The following is a 24174-nucleotide window of genomic DNA, read 5'->3' as shown; positions in this document are numbered from 1 at the left end:
GACGCGCCGGGCCGGCAGGGATGAGACAATAGCCGGGTTTGTCTCATCCCGCCTGCCATGAACGCCACTGATACCCTGCGCCTCGCCCTCGACCATTTCAATCAGGACGACTACGCCGCCGCCGAGCAATTGCTGTTTGGCCTGCTGGAGGCACAGCCTCGCCACAAGGATGCCCTGCAACTGCTGGGCAGCGTGGTGGCCCAGCAGGGACGCTTCGAGGAAGCCGCCCTGGCCTGGCAGCAGGCCTTGCCGCTGGTGGACCCGGACAGCGAGGAAGCCCTGGCCCTGCGCTATCGTCTGGGACGCGCTTTCTACGAACAGGGGCGTTTCGAAGATGCCTTCCTCTTGTATCGGGACCTGATCGAAGCCGGGCATGAACGCCCTGAATTCTTCGTCGCCGCCTCCGCCGCCCTGCTGGGCATGTCGCCGTCCGGCAAGAACGATGCCCAGGCGCTGGCCTTGCTGGAGGAGGCGCTGCGGCGCAATCCCGATGTGCCCGATACCTGGCATCGCAAGGCGCGCCTGCATGAGCGCGCCGGCCAGTGGGAAGCTGCGCGCCAATGCCTGCGTGAGGTGTTGCTGCGCTTCGATCAGCGGGCCCAATACTGGCTGGACGCCGGTCTGATCGAACACGCCCTCGGTGAGTATGAGGAGGCGTTGCGCTACTACGACCAGGCCCTGATCCTCGACCCCGATCTGGTCGATGCCCACGTCAGCCGCGGCACCACGCTGGCGCGCCTGCGCGACCACGAAGAAGCCATCGATAGCTTCCGCCGCGCTCTGCGCATGGATGACAAGGATGCCGATGCCCACGTCAACCTGGCGCTGTCCCTGCTGGTGCTGGGGCGCCTGGAAGAAGCCTGGCCGCTCTATGAATGGCGTTGGGAAGCGGGCGATGCCGATCCGTATCGCCATGCCGCCATTCCGGCCTGGAATGGCGGCAGCTCGCTGGCCGGCAAGCGCATCCTGCTGTGGGCCGAGCAGGGGCAGGGCGATACCATCCAGTTCAGCCGCTACGTGCAGCAGATCGTCGAGGCCGGGGCGCAGGTGGTGTTCGAGATTCCGGAAAGTTTGTTCACCTTGATGCAGGGCTTGCCGGTGGCCGCACGCATCCAGCTGCTGCCCTTCGGCGCCGCACTGCCCGCAGTCGACTACCAGCTGCCGCTGATGAGCCTGCCGCTGGTGTGCAATACGGTCAGGGACAACATCCCGGCACCGGTACCTTACCTGAATGTTCATATCGGCCTGAAGCAGCAGTGGGAGCAGCGCATCGCCACGCTGGCCCCGCGCGCGCCGGGGCGCTTGCGGGTGGGCATCGTCTGTTCCGGTAACCCCGGCAACGTCAACGATGCCCGTCGCTCCATTGCGCTGGCCCGCTTTGCAGAGCTGGAGAAGGCGCGTGGCGGCTTGTCCTTCTTCGCGATCCAGCCCGATCTGCGGGCGCAGGATGCGCAATGGCTGCAGCAGGCAGGCGGGCAATGGCATGCGTTGGGCGAGGGCATCCGTGACTTCGCCGATACCGCCGCTGCGCTCGCGTGCATGGATCTGGTCATCAGCGTCGACACGGCGGCAGCGCACCTGGCCGGCGCCCTCGGCCTGCCGGTCTGGATCGCCTTGCCCTATGCCGCAGACTGGCGCTGGTTCCTGCAGCGCCATGACTCGCCCTGGTATCCGTCCGCACGCCTGTTCCGCCAGCAGCGCGCGGGTGACTGGGACGAGGTGATCACCCTGCTGCGCGCCGCACTGGCGGTGGCGTCCTTTTCTCCGCAATGACAGGCAGCAGACGTTGCTGGCAGCGTCTGTCCTTGTTCTTCATGAATCTTCGCTGGTTTTCTCGAATGTTTTCGAGTTGATATGAAGCTTTCTACACCAACGGACAATTAGACCCTTCTGTCGTTTCCGCGATCATCCAAAGTCAATTCTCGTCTTCCGTCTTCGCATGCTGGCGCACGCTGTTCTCCTGCCTGGTGCGCGACGCCCCTTCCCGGACGAGATCAACCGAAAATGAACGCAGATGAACGACAACCTCCCCCTTGGCGGCGCGTGCGGCCCGCAGTCGATTTGTACTTTGCCCGGCCCACGCTGGCGGACCCGCCTGGCGGCCGTGCTGGCAGTTTCCCTGGGCCTGCCGAGCCTGCCGGCCGGGGCCATCACTCTGGGTGAACTGGTCAGGCAGGCCGCCTTCAACAATCCTGCTGCCGTGGCGCGCCAGCGCGCCGTCGAGGCTGCTGCCGACAGCATCTCCTCGGCCCGATGGCAATTCTTTCCCACCCCCTCGGTGTCGGTCGAACGCGCCGGCATGACCAATGCGCGCGATGTGTCCTACAACGGCGACGACACCGTGGTCACCCTGCGTCTGCAGCAGACGCTGTGGTCCGGCGGCCGCCTGACGGCGCAGCTGGAACAGGCCGGGCACAACCACCAGTCGGCCGAGCAGGCGCTGCGTGAACAGCGCTTCCGCCTGGCCGAGCAGGTCATCTCGCAATATAGCCTGTGGGTGCGTTCGGACCTGGCTAGCGAAGCCAACCAGAAGAACCTCAAGGCATTGGAGGATTTCCTTGCCCAGAGTCAGCGCCGCGAGAAGGAAGGCGCGGCTGCACGGGTGGATGTGACCCTGGTGCGTGGCCGCCGTGACCAGGCGCTGACCGACCTGCTGGCCGCCAAGGCCAGCCGCCAGTCGGCGCGCCTGCAACTGGAACAGCTGGTGGGCCTGCCGCTGAGCGATGAGCAGTTGCGTGCCGACGTCACCCGGGTAGCGGTCAGCGAAGACCTGCCCATGCTCACCGAGAGCATGCTCCAGAGCAGTCCGCTGCTCATGCGCCTGCGCGCCGATGCCAAGGTGCAGGAGTCGGCCATCCAGATCCGCAACGCCGCCTACTGGCCGGAAGTCTACGCCCGCGTGGAACACCAGCGCGGCAACTTCAGCGTGCCGCACCTGCCCAGTGCCAACCGCGCCTTCATCGGCATGCAGATGCAGCTGGGCGCCGGCCTCTCGCTGGGCTCCGAAGTATCGGCTGCGCAAGGCCGCTACCAGGCGGCGCTGTTGGCGGTGGATGCGGCGCGCCTGGAACAGATTTCGCAGATCGCCGCCACCTACACCGAGTACCAGCAGGCCGAAGCCCGTGCGCGCAATCTGGAAGAGGTGGCACTGTCGGCCGAGGAAGTGCTGGCCTCCTACAACCGCCAGTATCTTTCCGGCCGGCGTTCCTGGCTGGACGTGATGAATGCCGTGCGGGAAGTGGTGCAGACCGATCTGCAGAAATCCGACGTCATCGCCATGATCATCGCCAATGGCCGCAAGCTGCAGCTATGGGCCTACGGTCTGGATCAGGTGCGCTGAACGGGATCGGCGCGGGGAGGGCGTAACCAAAGGCGCTGCGATGTCACTGTGGCGGAGAAGATCATGAACAATAAAGCGCAGTTCAGGCGCGCCATCCAGCGCAATGAATTCATCGTTGTCTATCAGCCCATCGTGGCCCTGGCTGATGGCAGCTGCGTGGGCGCCGAGGCGCTGGTGCGCTGGCAGCGCGAGGATGGCGCCTTGCTCGCGCCCGACCGTTTCCTGCCCGACGCGCAACGGCACGGCTACCTGGAGGCCATCACTGATCGGGTCGTCACACAGACCCTCGCTGACCTGGCGCCGACGCTGCGTCGGCATGCCGTCGATACCAGCGCCGGCCTGCTGCAGGCCGAACTGCTGCAAAACGGCGACGTCAGCGACAACGAAGCGCCGCTGACCGGTGTGAGCGTGATCAGTACCCACGGCGCGCGCGACACGGCCTGGAGCTACACGGCCGAACAGACCGATGTGGCCGGCAATAGCAGCTCCAAGGCCAGCCTGAACGTGTTGGTCGATACCACCACGCCGCCGCTGCTGGACATGGATGCGCTCACTGAGGGCATCCAGTCCAATGTGCAGCGGCAAGCCCCGAGCAGTGAATTGCGCTCGGGCACGGCCTTCGTGGCCAACGTGGTGCCGCCTGCCAAGACCACGGCCTCGGCCATCGATGTGGTCTTCAGTGGCAGTGGTCTGGATGTGGTCAACGACCGTCTGCTGCTGGACGCCCTGGTCGCGTTCGATGCCGACCTGGCAGCAGTCAGTGGCAAGACCGTGGGCGGCGTGGACGATCTCAGCTACGTCTACACTGCGGCCACCAGCACCTTGAACATCACCAAGGCCAAGGGCGGCACCTTCACTGCAGCTGAAGTCCAGGCCGTGCTGGAAAACATCAAGCTGCAGAACCTCACGCCCACGGCCGGCAGCCGGGTGATCACCGTCACCCTGCGCGACGAAGCCGGTCTGGTCAGCCCCTCCATGCAGGCCACGCTCAACGTGGGCAGTGACAACCTGTTGGTGGACCTGGACCCGAGCACGCCCGCAGTACAGCTCACCTCCAGCCAGAGCATCACCGATGCGGCCCGTCTGGCGGCCGGTGTGGCCTTCGATGCCAGCGTGGGCGCGCCCGCCTCGACCCAGGTCGTTGCGGTGAAGGTAGCGCTGGGCGGCGCCGGGCTGGATGTGCTCAATGATCGCCTGATCCTGGATACGGCGCTGGTGCTCAATACCGATCGGGCCGTGAGCGGCGGCAAGACGGTAGGCGGCGTGGCTGGCCTGAGCTATGGCTACAACAGTGCCAGCCGGACGCTGACCCTGAGCAAGGCCGGGGGCGCGCTGTGGAGCGGCAGCGAGGTGCAGTCGGTCCTCCAGGCCATCAAGCTGGCGGGCAGCAGTAGCCACGATGGTATGCGCACGGCCAGTATCAGTCTGGTCTCCAGCAGCGGCGAGACCGGCAACTTGTCGACGGCGGGCATTCTGTTCGACACCCATGCCCCCACGCTGGACACCGATGCCACCCTGGTCGCGCTGCAAACGACTTCACGCAAGGCGCTCACGGCGGCCCGGGCGGCGGCGGGTGAAGGCTTGTTTGCGCACGACATTGCGGTCTGGCCGACCAATGACATCAGCAGCATTGCCCTGCGGCTGGACGGCCCGCAACTGGACCTGTTCAAGGACAAACTGGTGCTGGACGTGCCGCTGGCCCTCAACGCCAGCCTGGCAACCGTCAGCGGCAAGAGCATCGGTGGCGTCGGCGGCTTGAGCTATGGCTACGATGGCAGCACGCATGTGCTGACCATCAGCAAGAGCTCGGGCGCAGCCATGAGCGGGCTGGATGCGCGTGCCATTCTCAATGCGATCCAATACCAGAATGCCGCACCGAGCGCGGGCGAGCGCAGCGTCAACATCACCCTCACCGATCAGGCCGGCAACAGCAGCAATGCCAGTGCGAACCTGTTGGTGGACATGACGGTGCCCGGCAGCATCACGGGCACGCTGGTGAGCGACAAGCAGATCAGCTACAAGATGCTGAGGATTCCCGACATCATGAGCACCACCCATCCGCACAACCTGCAATCGGGCGAGAGTGTCAATCTGGCCAGCCTGCTGCCGGCCGGGATGACGCCGACCAGCTTCCTGTCCTCGCTCAAGGGGCTGTATACCGAATGGGGCGGTGTGTCCATTACCGGCAATGCCAACACCACCTCCAGCAAGTACACCACGGTGTTCTCCTTCCCCGATGGATTCGGGCTGGGTACCCCATTTACGCTGGCGCACCAGGGCGGCGGGGCGGTCAAGGGCGAGAACTTCACGTTCACGTCCCCGGATGGCAAACAACTCTTGCTCAATGCCGTCAGCGGCTTCTTCACCATCAATACCGACGTCTATGCCTTCGATGAAGCGAATTCGACGATGGACTATGACATCGGCAATGTGCGCCTGCTATACCAGGTGACCACGGAGAACCCCAACTCGCTGCCGACCATCCGTGTCAGCTATGACGGCACCAAGGCCAGCGCCGGTGACATGATTGGTCTGTACGAGGGAGGCAAGTTGCTGGGCAGCCGCACCTTGGGTGCGGCCGATGTCGGCCGCGCTGGGGCAAGCCTGGAGGTGACGGTCGCCGGCAGCCTGGCCACGGGCGAGCACGTGATTACGCCCAAGTTCAGCGACCCGGCGGGCAACGTGGTGGCGGGCAACGAGATCCGGATCTCGCTGGCCAGCGGGGCGGTGGCGCCGGTGCTGAGCAATCTGCGCGTCAATGGAGAAACCCCGGATACCCAGCCCATCAATGCCTCGCCGACCAAGTACGCCATGATCGCGGAAACCCCCACCAGCCCGGTGACCCTGGTCGGTATGGACCAGAACCTGACCTTCTCCGGCACCGTCGGTGGTGCAGGTTCGGGCGACAGCTACCTGATCTCGGTGAGCATGGGCGGCAAGGTGATCCTGTTTGACGAGGTGAAGGCCGGTGACTTCTCGCTGACCACGCCGGCCAACATCCTGGCGCCGGGCATGTATCACGACCTGACCATCACGGCCACCAACATCAGCAATGGCCTCAACAACGGCCAGACCACCATCCTCCAGAACCAGACGCTGGGCTGGTACTGGGTGCCGCAGAAGCTCGACAGCATCAGCGGCGGTGCCGGTGACGACCAGATCCAGCTGGCCGTCACCACCGGCGGCATCAATACCGTGGTGCAGACCGGCCAGGGCAAGGACACGCTCACGCTGGGAGGATTCGGTACCACCGATTCCTCGAAGCTGGTGGCTACCGTCTCCGACTTCACGTTGGGGCAAGACAAAGTGAAGGTATTTGGGAAAACGGTGAACAAGGGCAACCTCGATAGCTTCGTCAAGGCCTCTGCCTATGACACCAGCTCCACCAAGCTGGTGGTGGACCTGGATGGAGCCGGGGCGGGGACGACGAGTTACACCCTGTACCTGCAGAACGTCGCCTACAACCCCAATAACACCCACACGATCTTCGGAGTGTGATGCCCCGTTGAACCGGGATCGTTGACCTGCAAGCGTATCGGCGCAGTACGGCCGATACGTTGGCGCAGGCCAGCGGGCGGTCCGGCAGGGCCGCGTCCGCAATTTTTAAACTAGATGAAGGAGAAAAAAATGGCAGCCCCATCCGCAGAGACCGATGAACAAAATTTCTGGCCGGGTTATGTCGATTCCATGGTCAACATGGTCATGTACCTGTTGCTCTTGATCGCCATCCTGGCCATGGCAGTGATGTATTTTTCCATGCGCGCCCGCGACGAGGCCAAGGACAGCAAGGCCACCGAACTGGAAATGCCGGGCAAGCCTTTCGCCAAGGCTTTACCGGGGCCCAACGCGCTCACGCCAGTGAGCCCGAGTGCCGAGGAACTGCACGCGCAGATCGAGCAGATGCGCCAGACGCTCAATAACAACGAGGTCCGCTACAAGGCCGACGTGGCCGAACTGAAGGAAAAGCTGCGCGAGAGCGACCAGCGCTTCAAGGCCTCGGGCCTGGCCAAGGTCGAGAAGCCCAACCAGAAGGAACGCGGCAACAACATGAAGTCCACCCCTGAGGCTGATCTGGCCCAGGACGGCGCTTCGGACCGCGTGGTCGATGCCAGCGGCAGCGCCGGCTCCCTGCCCAAGGGCGTGGAGCAGTTTGCCCTGCGACCGAGCGTGCTGATCGTGCGCTTCCGTCCGGGGACCGTGGATCTGAACGCCAATGAAGCCAAGCGCATGAACGAAACCTTCCTCAGCCACTTCGACTGGAACAACAACCGCGAACAGAACTTCACCATCTCCTCGGCCGCCGTGGAGGGCTTGTCGGAGTCCAACCGCATGGCCTTCTATCGCGTGGTGGCGGTGCGTAATCACCTGCTGTCCATCGGCGTGCCGGCCGCGCGTATCCGCCAGCGCATCGAACCGGTGCCGGCGGCGCGTCAGAGCGGCACCGAAGGCCTGGAAATCCGCATCCAGAAGACCGAGTGAGGAGGCCCGATGTCTGAAGCCGCAAGTTCCATTGAGGAAGCCCTGGTCGGCAAGACCACCTATACGCTGGACGTCACGCAAGCCGGTACCGCCCTGCGCAAGATCTCGATCGAAACGATCAAGGACGTGCGCAGCCTGGGCATCGATCTCTTGCTGGTGCTGCGCAGCGGTGGCCAGATCTTGCTGCGCGAAGGCGCGCTGGATGCGCTGGTGAACCCCAACCGGCGTCTGGAGTTCAGTGATGGCGTACTGACCTTGCAGCAGATCTTCATGCAGAGTGAACAGTTCGACTTCCTGAACCAGTCCGGTTCCAGCGTCGGCGCGCAACTGCATGTGGCTGACGTGGAAGGCAGGCCGCTACCGCAATGGCATCATGGTTCCACGTTTCCGTTCGGAGGTTGAGCATGGATGAGTCAGCTGACCTGCCCATGCCGACAGACGCGCCTGCCGCCGCGCACGGGGCCGAACCCGCGCGCAGCTGCAAGCAGGCCATCGGCGAGCGCCTCAAGTCCACGCGCATGATGAGCGGCCTGAACCAGCGCGACTTCGCCAGCCGCCTGGGGACTTCGGGGGCCTACATCAGTTGCGTGGAACTGGGACACAGCATGCCCGGCGGGCGCTTCCTGCGCTCGTTGCACCGCGAGTTCGACGTCAACATCAACTGGCTGCTGACGGGGCTGGAGCATGAATTGCCGCCGCGCCACGGCTTTCACGTCAAGGTGCTCATCGGGGATTACATCCGCGCGACAGAACGCGGCAAGTCCCTGGTGATGGCAGTGGCCAGTTTCCTGGTGAGCAGGAATGGCTGAAGACAGGGGGCCCGGCTGGCCGGCGACTGCCGTGGGCAGTGGCTGGCAGCCGTCCGACTCACAGGGTTGCGGGCAGAACACACGGGCAGGCCCGTACAGAGGAGAGGATATGTTCAGTGAAGAAATCGGCGGCCGGATCAAGGAGATCCGGCTCGCACACGGCCTGAGCCAGCGGGAACTGGGACAGCGCCTGCATACCTCCACCGGCCACATCAGCTGGCTGGAAGCCGGCAAGGCCATGCCGGGTGGCGAGCTGCTGCTGCAGCTCTATCGCGAATTCGCCGTCGACATCAACTGGCTGCTCACCGGCAGCGAACCCGAAGTGCTGCCGCAGGAGAGCGATGCGGACGTGCGGCAACTGGTCGATCACTATTGCCGCGTCGATTTGCAGGGGCGCGAAATCATCCGCAGCCTCGCCAGTTATGCCGCTCGCACTACCTCCTGAGCGTGCAGCGCTGCGTCAGTGACCGGCAGCACCGGCCGGTTCGGCGGCGGCCTGTGCGCTGGCCGCTGCACGTGCCTGTACATCGCGATTGAGCCGCCACACCAGCAGCGAGGCCAGCAGAGTGGTCCCCACGATCACGTAACCGACCACATCGAAATGCTGCAGGCGACCGTCCGCACCGAGCGTGACGATATGGCCGGCCACGACCGAGGCCACGCCACCAGAGAGCTGCTGGATCGAAGCGCTGATGGCGTTGAAGGAGCCACGCTGCTGCGGGGCGGGCACGGAGGCCACCAGCGCCTGGAACGGGATCATGCGCGAGAAGATCCCCAGGAACAGCACCGCATTGATCAACACGATCATGGGCACCGTCACCGGCCCCAGGTGCGTATAGATCAGCACCATGATGGTGGAGAGCGTGGCGCCGAAGAGGAAGACCCGGAATTTGCCCACCTTGTCGGCGGCGCGTCCGATCAGCGGACCGAAGACGATGGTGCACATCCCGGTCACCAGATAGACCGTCGGCAGATGGTGCAGATTGATGCCGAGGTTGCCCACCAGATAGGCGCTGCTGAAGGGCATGAGCATGAAGCCGCCCGTCATCAGCAGGGCCGTAGTGGCAAAGGCGACCAGATAGCGCGGCTCGGTGATGGTGTGATACAGGTGCATCCAGGCCGAGTGTTCCTGCCTGAGCTTGAGGTGGCCGTCCACCGGCTGCATCTTGATACTGACCACCAGGCCACCCACCAGACCCAGCCCAGCCATGGCCAGGAAGGGGACATGCCAGTTCCAGGTATTGGACAGGTAGAGCCCGATCGGGATGCCGAGCACCTGGCTGGCCGCGAAGGAAGTCTGGATGATCCCCATGACGCGCCCGCGCAGGTGCGGTGCAAACAGGTCGGTGGCAATGGCCAGGGTGATGGAGCCGATCACGCCGCCGAAGAGCCCGGTGGCGATGCGCGCCACCAGGAGGCTTTCGAAACTCTGCGCCAGCCCGCACCACACGGTGCCCAGCACGAAGCCGCTGTAGAAGAACAGCAACAGCCGCTTGCGGTCGAAGCGATCGGCGAAGCCGGCCGTGAGCAAGCCTGAGGCGCCGGCGCTGAAGGCATAGGCCGACACCACCAGCCCGAACTGCTGCGGCGTGATCGCCATGGCCGGCATGATCACCGCACCCAGCGGCGACATCAGCATGAAGTCGAGAATGACCGCGAATTGGAGGAAGGCCAGCAGACCTGCCACGGTGGTCTGGTAGCGTGTGAAACCCGTCTGGCCGGAGGCGCTGGCGGGTGGGCGGACAGGGGGCTGACTCAAAGGGACTCCTTGGCGTATCGGCCGGCGAACCGGCGGGTTCATCGCGCCCGATGTCGCTGCGGGGCGCTGTGTCTGCGCAGACGGATGAGCGTGCGCAATATTGTGTCGCCATCGCCCGGCAGGCGCATCCGGATCAATGCGGCAGGTCGGGCAGGGCGGGCCTGCAAGAGTAGGGGCAAGAAGGGAGTTAAGCAATATGCAGGCTGTAAAGACAGCACAGATGGTCAGGTATTGCCCTGGCGCTATCCGCAGGCTCCCCTCACATGGATCAACTTGCTGGCCGACAGGGGCCGTCAGATTTTGTCCTGAATCTTCACCCCGGCATTACGGCTTGAGCCTGTTGAAGGCCGAATTGGTCACCCTGGCGAAGCTTCGTTCATATGGCTCATTTCCCCGCCCCTCAAGGCCATCCACGCTGGGGCGAGGCGATGTCGCGTTGCCCGACCAACAGGGATGAGGCGAGCGGTTTCCCGTGCTTCGGGGCAGGCGCGCCAGGCTTTCCCCTTGCAGGGGAAGAGAGCCGCCAATGCACATCTGTTCAGCGTTTAGCTGACTTGTCCTGACCGACCCGGCGTGCCATAGTGCAGAGCAGCGGCGGTCGGGGACTGTCGCGGTGACAACAATAATCAAGATAACAATTCGGGCTTCTGCGCTGGAAGCTTCGGTAGGGGCGGACCTCACATGAATATCCTTGGCAACATGAACATTGGCAAGCGCCTTACGCTGGGCTTTGCCGTCATCCTGGCCTTTTCGGTGGTCGTGGCGGGTATCAGCCTGTGGCGGCTGGAGCAGGTCGCCACGGCCACGCGCGAGATGATGAATGATCCGCTCAAGACGGAACGTATCATGGCCGACTGGTATACCAACGTCACCGCCGGTATCCGCCGCACGCTGGCCATCGCCAAGAGCAGCGATCTTACGCTGGCCGCCTATTTCGCCGAGGAGGCAGCGGCATCGAGCAAGATCTCGGGTGAGTACCAAAAGCAGGTCGAAGCCTTGCTGGTCACTCCGGAAGAGAAGTCGCTGTTCCAGAAGATCAGCGAGCAGCGCAAGGTCTACCTGTCTTCGCGCGACGAGATCGTCAAGCTCAAGGCCGCCGGCAACCTGGACGAAGCCATGCGCGTGCTGGAGAAGGTGTTTGTACCGGGATCGGCGACATACCAGCAGTTGATGCGTCAGATGGTTGACATCCAGCGCAAGGCCATCGATGACACCGCCAGTGAGATCGACAACATCGCTGTCCAGAGCCGCGTCCTGATCCTGGTGCTGGAAGGCCTGATCCTGCTGCTGGGCATCGTGCTGGCGCGCTATCTCACGCTGGGCATCACCAAGCCCTTGCAGAAGGCCGTGATAGTGTCGCGCAAGGTCGCCGAGGGAGACCTGGCGACCCAGGTGCAAGTCACTTCCACCGACGAGACCGGCCAGCTGCTGCAATCGCTCAAGGACATGAACGACAGCCTGCGCGGCATCGTCTCCAACGTGCGCACTGGCACCGATACCATCAGTACGGCCTCGGCCGAGATCGCCGCCGGCAACTTGGACCTGTCCGGCCGCACCGAGCAGCAGGCCAGTTCGCTCGAAGAAACCGCCTCGGCCATGGAGGAGCTGATCTCCACCGTGCGTCAGAACGCCGACAATGCGCGCCAGGCGGCCCAGCTGGCGCAGTCAGCCTCCAGCGTGGCCGAACAGGGCGGCGGGGTGGTCAGCCAGGTGGTCGATACCATGGGTGCCATCAATGCGTCCTCGCGCAAGATCGTGGACATCATCAGCGTGATCGACGGCATCGCCTTCCAGACCAATATCCTGGCGCTCAATGCGGCGGTGGAAGCGGCACGTGCCGGCGAGCAGGGACGCGGCTTTGCGGTGGTGGCCTCGGAAGTGCGCTCGCTGGCCCAGCGCTCGGCCTCGGCGGCCAAGGAAATCAAGGAATTGATCAATGACTCGGTGGAGAAGGTCGGCGACGGCAGCCGCCTGGTCGAGCAGGCCGGCACCACCATGCAGGAAGTGGTCAGCAGTGTGCGCCATGTGACCGATATCGTGACCGAAATCAGTGCCGCCAGCGCCGAGCAGACCACCGGCATCGAACAGATCAACCTGGCCATCACGCAGATGGACCAGATGACGCAGCAGAATGCGGCCCTGGTGGAACAGGCTGCAGCGGCAGCGGCGTCAATGCAGAACCAGGCAGGGCGGCTGGCGCAGACGGTCGGCGTGTTCCGGCTCAGTGAAGCCGAGGTGCTGGTGCGCCCGGAGATCGATGTGACGCCGGCCAGCCCGACGCTGCCGCGCTGAGCTGAACATCCGCCTCACCGGAGCGGGCTCAGACCCGCTGTTTCCAGTACTCCGGCTGCGCATAGGCATGCCGCAGAAAATCCACGAAGGCGCGAATGCGCAGCGGCAAATGGCGCCGCTGCGCAAATACCGCATAGATGGACGGCGCCGGCGCGGCAAACTTGTCCAGCACCGTCACCAGCTCGCCGGCCTCGATGGCCGCACCGACTTCCCACATCGAACGCCAGGCCAGGCCACGCCCGGCCAGGGCCCAGTTGTGCAGCACTTCGCCATCGTTGCAGACCATGTTGCCCCCGACCTTGTAGACGCTCACTTTGCCTGAGTGCTTCAAGGTCCAGCCGCGCTGGCTGCCCTCGCTGCTCATGGCCAGGCAGTTGTGACGCACCAGTTCATCCGGGGTTTGCGGGGTGCCATGACGTCGCAGGTAGGACGGCGCGGCGACGATGACGCGATGGTTCTCGGCCAGTTTCACGCTGACCAGGTTGGAATCGGTCAGCGTGGCGATGCGGATGGCCACGTCGATGCCTTCGCCGATGACGTCGGCGATGCGGTCGTTCAGGTTCAGCGTGAGCGTGACGTCGCGGTGCTCGGCCAGGAAGGAGGGGACCAGCGGCGCCACGTGCTGGCGCCCGAAACCGGCCGGGGCCGAAATCAGCAACTGCCCGCTGGCGCGTGCGCTGCGTTCGGAGACGGCCGATTCGGCATCCTCCAGGTCGGCCAGGATGCGCTGGCAGTCTTCCAGAAAGGCCGCGCCCTCGTTGGTGAGCACGATCTTGCGCGTGGTCCGCTGCAGCAGTTTGACGCCCAAACGTTCCTCCAGCGCATCCAGCCGGCGGCCGATCATGGCCGGGGCGATGCCCTCGGCGCGTGCAGCGGCCGAGAGACTGCCGCGGGCGGCCACCTCGGCAAAGGTGGAAATCTGTTTGAACTGGTCCATGCGCTACCCCCTGAAAACGCCCTGAAACGGGCAGCAAAGCCGCGCCGGCCTTGGCTGGGCGCGATGTCGGCATTATCCGCTCACTTGTGACTAAAACGCAAAGATAAATTGATAAAAGCTTTCACTCATATCGATTTGGTTTAAATATACTGCGTACATAAAGTGTCTGATGCGATGCAAAAAGCTGCACGCTCTCAGGCACAATCATGAAAACAATATCACCCAGTCCATTTTTCTTTTTGAGGAGTCCAGCATGACGCAACTGAAGCTGCCCACCGGCATGGAAATCTCCGGCGAGATCAAGCCGGGTTACGAGAACATCCTGACCTTTGAAGCCCTGTCGCTGGTCGCCAAGCTCTCGCGCGCCTTCGAAGGCCGCCGCCAGGAACTGCTGGCCGCCCGTGCCGAGCGCGTCAAGCGCCTGGACGCCGGCGAGCGCCCCGACTTCCTGAAGGAAACCGAATCCATCCGCAGCGGCGACTGGAAGATCGCTCCCATCCCAGAAGCCCTGAAGTGCCGCCGTGTGGAAATCACCGGCCCGGTCGAGCGCAAGATGGTCATCAACGCCTTCAACTCGGGCGCCGACAGCTACATGACCGACTTCGAGGATTCCAACTCGCCGGTGTGGGACAACCAGATCAGCGGCCAGATCAACCTGTATGACGCGATCCGCCGCACCATTTCGCTGGAGTCCAATGGCAAGAGCTACAAGCTCAACGACAAGATCGCCACCCTGGTGGTGCGTCCGCGCGGCTGGCACCTGGATGAAAAGCACGTCACCCTCGACGGCAAGCGTATCTCCGGCGGCATCTTCGACTTCGCCCTGTTCCTGTTCCACAACGCCAAGGAACAGCTGGCACGCGGCGCCGGTCCGTACTTCTATCTGCCCAAGATGGAATCGCACCTGGAAGCCCGTCTGTGGAACGATATCTTCGTGATGGCCCAGAACGAGATCGGCCTGCCGCAGGGCACCATCAAGGCCACCGTGCTGATCGAGACCATCACCGCCGCCTTCGAGATGGAAGAAATCCTGTACGAACTGCGCGAGCACAGCGCGGGCCTGAACGCCGGCCGTTGGGATTACATCTTCTCCTGCATCAAGAAGTTCAAGAACGACAAGGACTTCTGCCTGGCCGATCGCGCCAAGGTCACCATGACCTCGCCCTTCATGCGCGCCTATGCACTGCTGCTGCTGAAGACCTGCCACAAGCGCGGCGCCCCGGCCATCGGCGGCATGAGCGCGCTGATCCCGATCAAGAACGATCCGGAAAAGAACGCCATCGCCATGCAAGGCATCATCAACGACAAGCGCCGCGATGCGACCGACGGTTACGACGGCGGCTGGGTGGCTCACCCGGGTCTGGTCGAGGCCTCCATGAAGGAATTCGTGGCCGTGCTGGGCGACAAGCCCAACCAGTTCGAAAAGCAGCGTCCGGACGTCGAAGTGAAGGCGGCTGACCTGTTGAACTTCCAGCCGGAAACCCCGATCACCGAAGCCGGCCTGCGCTACAACATCAACGTCGGCATCCATTACCTGGGTGCCTGGCTGGCCGGCAACGGCTGCGTGCCCATCCACAACCTGATGGAAGATGCGGCCACCGCCGAAATCAGCCGTGCCCAGGTGTGGCAGTGGATCCGCAGCGCCAAGGGCAAGCTGGAAGACGGCCGCAAGGTCACTGCCGACATGGTGCGTGCGATGATCCCGGAAGAGCTGGCCAAGGTGAAGCAAGTGGCAGGCGATGGCCCGACCTATGACCGTGCCGCCAGGATCTTTGAAGAAATGTCCACTTCGGAGACCTTCGCCGAGTTCCTGACGCTGCCGCTGTACGAAGAAATCTGATTCAGATTCGCTTCAGTCCAAATGAAGATCCCCGCCGCTCGCAAGAGGGCGGGGATTTTTTCGAGGTCTGTTTCTTCACATTGGCAAAGCTGCAGACGAAAAAAATCCCCGACGTGTCGGGGATTTTTTATCAGCTTGAAAAGCTTAAGCAGCCGGAACGATGTTCGAAGCTTGCTTGCCCTTCGGGCCGGTGGTCACTTCGAAGGAAACGCGTTGGTTTTCCTTCAGGGACTTGAAACCATTCGATTGAATAGCCGAGAAGTGAGCGAACAGATCTTCGCCGCCTTCATCGGGGGTGATGAAACCAAAACCCTTTGCATCGTTGAACCACTTGACGGTACCAGTTGCCATTACGGACTCCTAAATTTAATTGATTGGGGCTTGCGCCCGGCTCTTTATCGTTACTCGGGAGGAATGACAGCGAAGAACCGCACTACCAGCTCGAATCCTAACGACGCGACGATTATACTCATTAAATCGAGAATGCAAGCCATTTTCGGCGCGAAAGTTCAATTAAAAGTTTTAATGGTTTTTTTCGGTGCTTTAGATTTCCATGCATGCCGGAAACTGGTGCATGACGTCGCCCGCAATCCCTTGTCTGGTGCGGGTTGCAGCGTGTCGGCGAGTGTCCTACGCAAGCTTGTCGGACGGTTTCTGACAGGCCTTTTCAGCCGTTTTGGCGGTGGATCAACACAACCGCTTCGGTCGCAATTCCTTCTTCACGTCCCAAAAATCCCATTTTTTCGTTGGTTTTCGCCTTGATATTGACTTGCTCCCTGGAAATGCCCAGGTCGGCGGCCACATGGGCCACCATCGCAGGAATATGCGGTGCCATCTTGGGCGCCTGGGCGATGATGGTGGCGTCCACGTTGCCGATGGCGTAGCCGGCTTCGGTCAGGCGTCTGGCGGCTTCGCGCAGCAGCACGCGCGAATCGGCACCCTTGAACTGCGGGTCGGTATCGGGAAAGTGGCGGCCGATGTCGCCCAGCGCGGCCGCGCCGAAGAGCGCGTCGGTGATGGCGTGCAGCAGCGCATCGGCATCTGAATGGCCCAGCAGGCCTTTCTTGTGGGGAATGGTGACGCCGCCCAGGATCAGGGGGCGGCCTTCCACCAGGGCGTGGCAGTCATAACCCTGGCCGATGCGGAAAGGGAAGGGGGAAGAAGCGTTCATGCGTGCGGACCTTTCAGGAAGAATTCGGCCAGCGCGGCGTCCTGCGCCAGCGTGACCTTCAGATTGCGGGGGCTGCCCTCCACCAGGCGCGGGCGCAAGCCCAGCATTTCGATGGCGCTGGCGTCGTCGGTGATCTCGCCCAGCCGGCCTTGCGCCTGCGCCTGGCGCAGGGCGCGCTGCAGCAGGGCGTAGGGGAACATCTGCGGCGTCTGCGCCGCCCACAGGCCGGCGCGCGGCACGGTTTCCTGCGAGCGGGAGGGTGCGCTGCCTTCGCCGCGCTTGAGCGTGTCCACCACCGGCAAGGCCAGCAGGCCGCCGACCGCATCGCCGGCCAGGGCATCGAGCAGACGGTCCAGCAGTGGCGCGTCCAGTCCCGGGCGTGCGGCATCATGGACCAGTACCCAGTCGGCATCGTCCACCCTGTCGCGGATGGCGTTGAGCCCATTGAAAACGCTGTCCTGGCGCGTTGGCCCGCCGACCCGCAGGATGCTTACGCGCTGCAGCAGGTCCGCCGTCATCAGGGCATCGATCCAGCCATCCTCGGCACTGACCACCACGAAGGTATGGGCGATGCGCGCATGGGCGGCAAAGGTCTGCAGCGCATGCAGCAGCATGGGGCGGCCTGCCAGCGGCATATATTGCTTGGGGATCTGGCCGCCCATGCGCGCGCCAACGCCTGCGGCGGGGATGAGCGCGAAGTGGCGGGGCGGGGAAGAAGCGGACTGCGAAGGGTTCATGCCATGGACCTGGCCCGGCGCCCGCCTGGCGGCGGCTTGCGATGGGGCCTTCGTTTATAATGAGAGGCTGAATTCTAATGCCAATCCCTTGCAAGCGACCGGCATTTTGCGGCGCTGCCAGCACGGCCGCCGCCGCCGGGCCTGCGGCCGAATCAAGTCGAATCAAGTCGAATCAAGTCTCAACCAAGCCGATCCTCCCGATCCTGATGTCTTTTGACCCGAAAAAAAGCCTGCCCAAGGCAGGTGTGCGTTTCCAGCCTCCCGCCGTGCACGGTTCCGCCGATGCCTATCTGCTGGCCCAGGCCGCGCTGGCCCTGAAGGCCGAAGGCCGCATGCTGGCCGTGGTGGTGGCCGGGGCCACCGATGCCCAGCGCCTGCTGGCCGAGATCCCCTGGTTCCAGCCCAAGGAGGGCGAGCGCCTGCGCTGCCACCTGCTGCCGGACTGGGAAACACTGCCCTATGACGCCTTCTCGCCGCACCAGGATCTGGTGTCCGAACGGCTGGCCACGCTCTATGAAGTGCAGTCCGGCCAGTGCGACCTGCTGATCGTGCCGGCCACCACGGCCTTGCTGCGCATGGCGCCGCCGCAGTTCCTGGCGGCTTATACCTTCTTTTTCAAGCAGGGTGAAAAACTCGACGAGGGCAAGCTGAAGTCCCAGCTCACCCTGGCCGGTTACACCCACGTGGGCCAGGTGATGTCACCGGGCGAATATTCGGTACGCGGCGGCCTGATCGACATCTTCCCGATGGGCTCGGTGCTGCCGTACCGGCTGGACCTGTTCGGCGACACCATCGAGACCATCCGCACCTTCGATGCCGATACCCAGCGCTCGCTCTATCCGGTGCCTGAAGTGCGCCTGCTGCCGGGCCGCGAATTTCCCATGGACGAGGCTTCGCGCCTGGCCTTCCGCAATCGTTGGCGCGAAGTGTTCGAGGGCGATCCGTCGCGCTCGGCCATCTACAAGGACATCGGCAACGGCATCGCTTCGGCGGGTATCGAATACTACCTGCCACTGTTCTTCGAAGAGACGGCGACGCTGTTCCAGTACCTGCCGGCCAACGCCATGTTCGCCACCGTCGGCGACATCGAACAGGCCATCAAGCGCTTCTGGAGCGATACCCGCTCGCGCTGGAATTTCCTTCACGCCGACCGCGAGCGCCCGGTGCTGGAGCCGCGCGCCATCTACCTGGACGATGAAGATTTCTTCACCCTGCTGAAACCCCACGCCCGTTGGGTGCTCAAGACCGATGATGCGCCTTCGGCCGTCTCGGCCCCGCTGCCCAACATCGCCGTCAACCGCCGCGCGGAAGACCCGCTGGTCAATTTGCGCGGCTTCCTGTTGAAGGGTGCCGAGCGCGTGCTGATCTGTGCCGAGAGCAATGGCCGGCGTGAAACCCTGCAGCAATATTTTGCGGAATACGACCTGCATCCGGCGCTGTGCGATGACTGGAACGATTTCCTCTCCAGCAATGAGCCGCTGATGCTGGGCGTTGCCCCCTTGCATGCAGGCTTCGTCAGCGCCGCTGGTCTGGCGCTGATCACCGAGACCGAACTCTACGCCGGCAGCGGTCGCCGTGTCGGCAGCCGCAAGCAGCAGGCCGCCACCGACGTCGAATACATGGTGCGCGACCTGTCGGAGTTGAAGATCGGCGATCCGGTGGTCCACAGCAGCCACGGCATCGGCCGCTACATGGGCCTGGTCAGCATGGACCTGGGGGAGGGCGAGACCGAGTTCCTGCATCTGGAATACGCCAAGGAGACCAAGCTCTACGTGCCGGTCTCGCAACTGCACGTGATTTCGCGTTACTCCGGCGCTTCGCCCGAAGATGCGCCGCTGCACGCGCTGGGCTCCGGCCAGTGGGAGAAGGCCAAGCGCAAGGCCGCCCAGCAGGTGCGCGATACCGCCGCCGAACTGCTGAACCTGTATGCCCGCCGCGCGCTGCGTCAGGGTCACGCCTTCCAGTATTCGGCGCATGACTATGAAGCTTTCGCCGACAGCTTCGGCTTCGAGGAAACCGCCGACCAGGCCGCCGCCATCAATGCCGTCATCAAGGACATGACCGGCGGCAAGCCCATGGACCGCCTGATCTGCGGCGACGTCGGCTTCGGCAAGACCGAAGTCGCCTTGCGCGCCGCCTTCGTGGCGGTGATGGGCGGCAAGCAGGTCGCGATCCTGGCACCGACCACGCTGCTGGCCGAACAGCATGCCGCCACCTTCGCGGATCGCTTCGCCAACTGGCCGGTCAAGATTGCCGAACTGTCGCGCTTCCGTACCGGCAAGGAAGTCACGCAGGCCATCAAGGGCCTGGGTGATGGCACCATCGATATCGTCATCGGCACTCACAAGCTGCTGTCGGACGAAGTGAAATTCTCGCGCCTGGGCCTGGTCATCATCGATGAGGAACACCGTTTCGGTGTACGCCAGAAGGAAGCCCTGAAGTCGCTGCGCGCCGAGGTGGATGTGCTCACGCTGACCGCCACGCCTATCCCGCGTACGCTGGGCATGGCGCTGGAAGGGTTGCGCGATTTCTCGGTGATCGCCACCGCGCCGCAGAAGCGCCTGGCCATCAAGACCTTCGTACGCGCCGAGCAGGAATCGACCATCCGCGAAGCCTGCCTGCGCGAGTTGAAACGCGGCGGCCAGGTCTACTTCCTGCACAACGAAGTGGAAACCATCGCCAACCGCAAGGCCGCGCTGGAGCAGCTCCTGCCGGAAGCCCGCATCGGCGTGGCGCACGGCCAGATGCACGAGCGTGATCTGGAAAAGGTGATGCGCGACTTCGTGGCGCAGCGCTTCAATATTCTGCTCTGTACCACCATCATCGAGACCGGCATCGACGTCCCCACGGCCAACACCATCATCATGCATCGCGCCGACAAGTTCGGCCTGGCGCAGCTGCACCAGTTGCGTGGCCGCGTCGGCCGTTCGCACCACCAGGCCTATGCCTATCTGCTGGTGCAGGATGTGCAGGGCTTGTCCAAGCAGGCGCAGCGCCGGCTGGAAGCGATCCAGCAGATGGAGGAACTGGGCAGCGGTTTCTATCTCGCCATGCACGACCTGGAAATCCGCGGTGCCGGCGAGGTGCTGGGCGATCATCAGTCGGGCGAGATCCACGAGATCGGTTTCCAGACGTATTCGGACATGTTGAACGAAGCCGTGCGTGCCCTCAAGGATGGCCGCGAACCCGACCTCGCCGCGCCGCTCTCGACCACCACCGAAATCAACCTGCATGCGCCTGCGCTGCTGCCCAACGACTTCTGCGGCGACGTGCATGAACGCCTGTCGCTCTACAAGCGCTTGGCCAACTGCGAGAAGGCCGATGCCATCGATGCCTTGCAGGAAGAACTGATCGACCGCTTCGGCAAGCTGCCCGATGCCGCCAAGGCCTTGATCGAAACGCACCGCCTGCGCATTGCCGCCAAGCCTTTGGGCATCATCAAGATCGATGCGCATTCGGAAGCGGCGCTGCTGCAGTTCGTGCCCAATCCGCCGGTTGACGCCATGCGCATCATCGAGCTGGTGCAGAAGAACCGCCAGATCAAGCTCAACGGTCCCGACAAGCTGCGCATCACGGCCAGCATGCCCGATCTGAATGCCCGCGTGCAGCAGGTCAAGGCGACCATGAAGGCACTCACCGGCTGAAGCGTTTCCGGCCGCGTATTACCGAATCCAACTGCATCCATGAATCAACAGAACAACATGAACCTGATCCTGCAAGCCCCCAAACACCACGCCGTTTCTTCTTCCGCCATCGAGTCCATCGCCGCCCTGGCCGGTGGCCGCGCTGAACGCATTGCAGGCGACCGCGTACCCGATGTCGATGCATGGCGTGTGGCTGGCGTGAGCCAGAGCGATGCACTCAAGGCCAGCATCGATGCGGCTTGCCTGCAGGCGCGCCTGGACTATGCCTTCATTCCAGAGGGCCGCAAGCTGTCCGATTTCCGCCTGGTGGCGATGGACATGGATTCCACCCTCATCACCATCGAATGCATCGACGAGATCGCCGACATGCAAGGCTTGAAGCCGCAGGTGGCCGAGATCACCGAAGCCGCCATGCGCGGCGAGATCGAGTTCAACGAAAGTCTGACCCGCCGCGTGGCATTGCTCAAGGGGCTGGATGCGGGCGCGCTGCAGCGTGTTTACGATGAGCGCCTGCAATTGTCGCCGGGGGCGGAGAACATGTTGAAGGCCGTACAGGCTGCAGGACTGAAGACGCTGCTGGTCTCGGGTGGTTTCACCTTTTTCACCGACCGTATGAAGGCGCGTCTAGGTCTGGACTACACGCACGCCAATACGCTGGAAGTGGCCGATGGCAAGCTCACCGGCAAGGTGGTCGGCGGCATCGTCAATGCCGACGAGAAACGCGCGACGGTGGAGCGCATCTGCCGCGAGATTGGCGCGGAGCCGAGCCAGGCCATCGTCATGGGCGATGGTGCCAATGACCTGCGCATGATGGGTATCTCCGGCTTGTCGGTGGCCTTCCGTGCCAAGCCGGTGGTGCGTGCGCAGGCCAGCGTGGGCTTGAATTTCGTCGGACTGGACGGCATCTTGAATCTGCTGGCCTGATGCTCAGGGCCGGTTTTCCCTCACTTCAGGAGACGCGATGAACCAGGAACTGGTATTGGATCCACAGACGCAAACCGGCCGTGATCTGGTGTGGTGGCTCTACCTTGCGCATGCCGCCTGTCTGGTGTTTTCCCTGGGCATGCTGTCGTGGCTGCCGCTGATCGTCAATTACCTCAAGCGCGGCGACGTGCGCGATACCTTCCTCTATACCCATCATCGCTGGCAGATCCGTTCCTTCTGGTGGTATCTGTTCTGGCTCTTTGCCGGTGGCGTGCTGTGGGCCACGGTGATCGGCATTCCGCTGGCCATTCTGGTGTTCTCGCTGGCCTGGATCTGGAAGGCCTATCGTCTCATCAAGGGCTTCCTCGATCTGCAGGACAACAAGCCCATGCCGGTGTGATCCAACCGTCGAAGCTCATCCGGAACGGCGCCTGCGGGCGCCGTTTTTCATGCCCCGGCGAAAAGAGATCGCGCAAGGGATAATGGTTATATTGAAAGATTTCAATGATAATCTCGGAGTATTACTAAATGCGAACTTTCGTTCATGCGCTACCGGAACGGGGCAGAGCGGGAGCGCGTATTCCAAAAGGGGGGAAACCTGCGTATGAAGAACTGGACGATCAAGCACCGCATCCTTGGCAGCTTCGGGCTCATTCTGCTGCTCATGGCGCTGATGGCCGGCATTTCTGCGGTTAACCTGAGCCGCATCGAGAAGAGCGCCACGGCCCTGCGCGAGGATTCCACGCCCGGCCTCTACTACAGCACCCAGATCAACGCCGCCTGGTACGAAAACCTGCTGATGACACAGCAGATCATCCAGATCGACAGCAATGAAGTCGAGCGCCAGGCCGACGTGATCCTGCTGCGCCGCAATGCCGAGCGGCTCGACCGGCTGCAGGAGGAGTACGACAAGACCATCTTCAGCGACGCCGACCGCAAGCTCTTCGAGCAATTCAAGCAGACGCGCCAGAAGTATCGCGCCATCGTCAGCGAAGTGCTCAAGATGGATTTCAGCCAGCGCGCCGCCATCGACAAGATCGTCAATGAGCAGATCCGTCCGCAGTGGCGCGCCGGCTACCAGTTCACGCAGCGCATGGTCGATACCAACAAGGGCATTGCCGACGACGCCGCCAGCCGCATCAGCGATGCCGTCACCTCCGCCCAGTTCGCCATGACGACTTCGCTCATGGCGGCCTTGCTGGTGGCGCTGGTGTGTGGTTTCTTGCTCATGCGGGCCATCAACGAGCCGTTGCAGAAGCTGGTGGGTCTGCTCGACATCATGCGCTCGGGCGATTTTTCGCGTCGCGTTGCGTGGGACCGCAATGATGAGTTCGGTGTGCTCGGCAATGGCTTTGATCGCATGACCGATGAGCTGACCAGCCTGGTCTCGCAGGCGCAGAAGTCCTCGGCGCGGGTGGCCACCTCGGTCACCGAGATCGCCGCCACCGCGCGCCAGCAGCAGGCCACTGCCGCCGAAACCGCGGCCACCACCACCGAGATCGGCGCCACCTCGCGCGAGATTCACGCCACCTCGCGCGATCTGGTGCGCACCATGAATGAAGTCTCGGTCGTCTCCGAACAGACCTCGGCCCTGGCCGGCAGCGGCCAGGCCGGCCTGAACCGCATGGGCGACACCATGCAGAACGTGATGGAGGCGGCCGGTTCGGTCAGTGCCAAGCTGGCCATCCTCAACGAGAAGGCCGGCAACATCAACCAGGTCGTCACCACCATCACCAAGGTGGCGGATCAGACCAACCTGCTCTCGCTCAATGCGGCCATCGAGGCCGAAAAGGCGGGTGAACACGGACGCGGTTTCTCGGTGGTGGCCACTGAGATCCGCCGCCTGGCCGACCAGACCGCCGTGGCCACCTATGACATCGAAGTGATGGTCAAGGAAATCCAGTCGGCGGTCGCCGCCGGCGTGATGGGCATGGACAAGTTCTCCGACCAGGTGCGGCGCGGCATGCAGGATGTGCAGACGGCCGGCAGCCAGCTCTCGCAGATCATCGCCCAGGTGCAGGCGCTGGCGCCGCGCTTCCAGATCGTCAACGAAGGCATGCAGGCCCAGGCCAGCAGCGCCGAGCAGATCAACCAGGCGCTGGTGCAGCTCTCCGAAGCGGCCCAGCAGACCGTGGAATCCCTGCAGCAATCGAGTCAGGCCATCGACGAACTGAACGTGGTCTCCAATGAATTGCGCAATGGCGTGTCGCGCTTTCGCGTGACGGACTGAGTGCGGTCCTGG

The 24174-nt window shown here is 63.4% G+C and carries 18 protein-coding genes; 13 read left to right on the top strand and 5 right to left on the bottom strand.

What is annotated here, in order from left to right; translation table 11 throughout:
• Positions 1-57 precede the first annotated feature (57 nt).
• From AACH55_RS15925 to AACH55_RS15895, 7 genes are all read left to right on the top strand, one after another.
• Positions 58-1773, top strand: coding sequence for a tetratricopeptide repeat protein (locus AACH55_RS15925; protein ID WP_338715648.1), 1716 nt, complete (start codon positions 58-60; stop codon positions 1771-1773).
• A gap of 241 nt (positions 1774-2014) precedes the next feature.
• Positions 2015-3340: a TolC family protein gene (locus AACH55_RS15920; protein ID WP_338715647.1), complete on the top strand. Its 1326-nt coding sequence runs from the start codon at positions 2015-2017 to the stop codon at positions 3338-3340.
• Positions 3341-3403: 63 nt separating this feature from the next.
• Positions 3404-6838 carry an EAL domain-containing protein gene (locus AACH55_RS15915; protein ID WP_338715646.1) on the top strand — a complete coding sequence of 1145 codons (3435 nt, stop codon included), beginning with the start codon at positions 3404-3406 and terminating at the stop codon, positions 6836-6838.
• A gap of 129 nt (positions 6839-6967) precedes the next feature.
• Positions 6968-7819, top strand: a complete 852-nt coding sequence (locus tag AACH55_RS15910) for a vesicle formation protein (protein WP_338715645.1) — start codon at positions 6968-6970, stop codon at positions 7817-7819.
• A 9-nt stretch (positions 7820-7828) separates the two neighbouring features.
• Positions 7829-8221, top strand: coding sequence for a hypothetical protein (locus tag AACH55_RS15905; protein WP_338715644.1), 393 nt, complete (start codon positions 7829-7831; stop codon positions 8219-8221).
• A gap of 2 nt (positions 8222-8223) precedes the next feature.
• Complete coding sequence (locus tag AACH55_RS15900; protein ID WP_338715643.1) at positions 8224-8628, top strand: helix-turn-helix transcriptional regulator; 405 nt, start codon at positions 8224-8226, stop codon at positions 8626-8628.
• Between the two features lie 109 nt (positions 8629-8737).
• On the top strand, positions 8738-9073 hold the full coding sequence (locus tag AACH55_RS15895; protein WP_338715642.1) for a helix-turn-helix transcriptional regulator: 336 nt from the start codon (positions 8738-8740) through the stop codon (positions 9071-9073).
• A gap of 15 nt (positions 9074-9088) precedes the next feature.
• Here AACH55_RS15895 and AACH55_RS15890 read toward each other — a convergent pair whose 3' ends face one another.
• Positions 9089-10387 carry an MFS transporter gene (locus AACH55_RS15890; protein ID WP_338715641.1) on the bottom strand — a complete coding sequence of 433 codons (1299 nt, stop codon included), beginning with the start codon at positions 10385-10387 and terminating at the stop codon, positions 9089-9091.
• Between the two features lie 681 nt (positions 10388-11068).
• Here AACH55_RS15890 and AACH55_RS15885 point away from each other — a divergent pair.
• Entirely contained in the window at positions 11069-12679 is a 1611-nt protein-coding gene (locus tag AACH55_RS15885; protein ID WP_338715640.1) for a methyl-accepting chemotaxis protein, read from the top strand.
• A gap of 28 nt (positions 12680-12707) precedes the next feature.
• Here AACH55_RS15885 and AACH55_RS15880 read toward each other — a convergent pair whose 3' ends face one another.
• Positions 12708-13616 (bottom strand): LysR family transcriptional regulator, encoded by a 909-nt coding sequence (locus AACH55_RS15880; protein ID WP_338715639.1) that lies wholly within the window; start codon positions 13614-13616, stop codon positions 12708-12710.
• A 253-nt stretch (positions 13617-13869) separates the two neighbouring features.
• On the opposite strand from AACH55_RS15880, the gene aceB reads away from it, so the two are divergent.
• A complete protein-coding gene (gene aceB, locus AACH55_RS15875; protein ID WP_338715638.1) occupies positions 13870-15456 on the top strand; it encodes a malate synthase A in 1587 nt (528 codons plus the stop codon).
• Between the two features lie 144 nt (positions 15457-15600).
• Here aceB and AACH55_RS15870 read toward each other — a convergent pair whose 3' ends face one another.
• From AACH55_RS15870 to ispD, 3 genes are all read right to left on the bottom strand, one after another.
• Positions 15601-15807: a cold-shock protein gene (locus AACH55_RS15870; RefSeq protein WP_006464465.1), complete on the bottom strand. Its 207-nt coding sequence runs from the start codon at positions 15805-15807 to the stop codon at positions 15601-15603.
• 316 nt (positions 15808-16123) lie between these two features.
• The gene (ispF, locus tag AACH55_RS15865; protein ID WP_338715636.1) at positions 16124-16627 is read right to left on the bottom strand and encodes a 2-C-methyl-D-erythritol 2,4-cyclodiphosphate synthase; all 504 of its coding nucleotides are present in this window, start codon (positions 16625-16627) and stop codon (positions 16124-16126) included.
• A complete protein-coding gene (ispD, locus tag AACH55_RS15860; protein WP_338715634.1) occupies positions 16624-17364 on the bottom strand; it encodes a 2-C-methyl-D-erythritol 4-phosphate cytidylyltransferase in 741 nt (246 codons plus the stop codon). The genes ispF and ispD overlap by 4 nt, the downstream gene beginning before the upstream one ends.
• Before the next feature lie 206 nt (positions 17365-17570).
• Here ispD and mfd point away from each other — a divergent pair, with 206 nt between their 5' ends.
• From mfd to AACH55_RS15840, 4 genes are all read left to right on the top strand, one after another.
• Positions 17571-21008 (top strand): transcription-repair coupling factor, encoded by a 3438-nt coding sequence (gene mfd, locus AACH55_RS15855; RefSeq protein WP_338715633.1) that lies wholly within the window; start codon positions 17571-17573, stop codon positions 21006-21008.
• Positions 21009-21047: 39 nt separating this feature from the next.
• Positions 21048-21932 carry a phosphoserine phosphatase SerB gene (gene serB / locus AACH55_RS15850; protein ID WP_338715631.1) on the top strand — a complete coding sequence of 295 codons (885 nt, stop codon included), beginning with the start codon at positions 21048-21050 and terminating at the stop codon, positions 21930-21932.
• Between the two features lie 37 nt (positions 21933-21969).
• Positions 21970-22332: a hypothetical protein gene (locus AACH55_RS15845; RefSeq protein WP_338715630.1), complete on the top strand. Its 363-nt coding sequence runs from the start codon at positions 21970-21972 to the stop codon at positions 22330-22332.
• Positions 22333-22536: 204 nt separating this feature from the next.
• Complete coding sequence (locus AACH55_RS15840) at positions 22537-24162, top strand: methyl-accepting chemotaxis protein (protein WP_338715628.1); 1626 nt, start codon at positions 22537-22539, stop codon at positions 24160-24162.
• Positions 24163-24174 lie beyond the last annotated feature (12 nt).

The organism is Herbaspirillum sp. DW155 (genome assembly GCF_037076565.1).
Taxonomy (GTDB): domain Bacteria; phylum Pseudomonadota; class Gammaproteobacteria; order Burkholderiales; family Burkholderiaceae_D; genus Herbaspirillum.
Note: the sequence above shows the minus strand (reverse complement) of the source record. Positions and strands in the feature narration are given on the sequence as shown.

Excerpts from the sequence above, each read along its gene's own strand:
- AACH55_RS15925 (WP_338715648.1), top strand. The coding sequence starts at position 58 with ATGAACGCCACTGATACCCTGCGCCTCGCCCTCGACCATTTCAATCAG.
- AACH55_RS15920 (WP_338715647.1), top strand. The coding sequence starts at position 2,015 with ATGAACGACAACCTCCCCCTTGGCGGCGCGTGCGGCCCGCAGTCGATT.
- AACH55_RS15915 (WP_338715646.1), top strand. The coding sequence starts at position 3,404 with ATGAACAATAAAGCGCAGTTCAGGCGCGCCATCCAGCGCAATGAATTC.
- AACH55_RS15910 (WP_338715645.1), top strand. The coding sequence starts at position 6,968 with ATGGCAGCCCCATCCGCAGAGACCGATGAACAAAATTTCTGGCCGGGT.
- AACH55_RS15905 (WP_338715644.1), top strand. The coding sequence starts at position 7,829 with ATGTCTGAAGCCGCAAGTTCCATTGAGGAAGCCCTGGTCGGCAAGACC.
- AACH55_RS15900 (WP_338715643.1), top strand. The coding sequence starts at position 8,224 with ATGGATGAGTCAGCTGACCTGCCCATGCCGACAGACGCGCCTGCCGCC.
- AACH55_RS15895 (WP_338715642.1), top strand. The coding sequence starts at position 8,738 with ATGTTCAGTGAAGAAATCGGCGGCCGGATCAAGGAGATCCGGCTCGCA.
- AACH55_RS15885 (WP_338715640.1), top strand. The coding sequence starts at position 11,069 with ATGAATATCCTTGGCAACATGAACATTGGCAAGCGCCTTACGCTGGGC.
- AACH55_RS15880 (WP_338715639.1), bottom strand. The coding sequence starts at position 13,616 with ATGGACCAGTTCAAACAGATTTCCACCTTTGCCGAGGTGGCCGCCCGC.
- aceB (WP_338715638.1), top strand. The coding sequence starts at position 13,870 with ATGACGCAACTGAAGCTGCCCACCGGCATGGAAATCTCCGGCGAGATC.
- AACH55_RS15870 (WP_006464465.1), bottom strand. The coding sequence starts at position 15,807 with ATGGCAACTGGTACCGTCAAGTGGTTCAACGATGCAAAGGGTTTTGGT.
- ispF (WP_338715636.1), bottom strand. The coding sequence starts at position 16,627 with ATGAACGCTTCTTCCCCCTTCCCTTTCCGCATCGGCCAGGGTTATGAC.
- ispD (WP_338715634.1), bottom strand. The coding sequence starts at position 17,364 with ATGAACCCTTCGCAGTCCGCTTCTTCCCCGCCCCGCCACTTCGCGCTC.
- mfd (WP_338715633.1), top strand. The coding sequence starts at position 17,571 with ATGTCTTTTGACCCGAAAAAAAGCCTGCCCAAGGCAGGTGTGCGTTTC.
- serB (WP_338715631.1), top strand. The coding sequence starts at position 21,048 with ATGAATCAACAGAACAACATGAACCTGATCCTGCAAGCCCCCAAACAC.
- AACH55_RS15845 (WP_338715630.1), top strand. The coding sequence starts at position 21,970 with ATGAACCAGGAACTGGTATTGGATCCACAGACGCAAACCGGCCGTGAT.
- AACH55_RS15840 (WP_338715628.1), top strand. The coding sequence starts at position 22,537 with ATGAAGAACTGGACGATCAAGCACCGCATCCTTGGCAGCTTCGGGCTC.